This is a genomic window from Halomonas llamarensis (assembly GCF_023555005.1).
Taxonomy (GTDB): domain Bacteria; phylum Pseudomonadota; class Gammaproteobacteria; order Pseudomonadales; family Halomonadaceae; genus Vreelandella; species Vreelandella llamarensis.
In genome coordinates this window covers 1-267 of the sequence record NZ_JAMJPJ010000132.1, presented here as the reverse complement: position 1 = coordinate 267, position 267 = coordinate 1, and the positions used below count along the sequence as shown (strand labels likewise).

Genomic DNA, 267 nt, shown 5'->3' with positions numbered 1-267 from the left:
CAACACACTGAAAATCCAATGCTTTATGAGGCTGCATTGCCTTCAGGTCATAGCCATCCAGCAACCAGTTGAGTTCTTGTCCGCTCAGCGTCACGGACGTTCCTTCCAGGTGCGTTGGCCACTTGAAACGTTCACGTTCCAATCGCTTGTACCACACCACAAAGCCATTACGCTCCCAGAACAACAGCTTCACCTTGTCGCGTTGACGGTTACCAAAGACAAACAGCGCCTTATCGAACGGGTTCAGCTCCATGGCCTCCTGAACCA

The 267-nt window shown here is 51.7% G+C and carries 1 protein-coding gene; it reads right to left on the bottom strand.

Annotation, left to right across the window (positions count from 1 at the left end):
* The coding region (gene tnpB / locus M8006_RS17920) for an IS66 family insertion sequence element accessory protein TnpB (RefSeq protein ID WP_250084599.1) at nucleotides 1-253 on the bottom strand (253 nt) is incomplete at its 3' end.
* Nucleotides 254-267 lie beyond the last annotated feature (14 nt).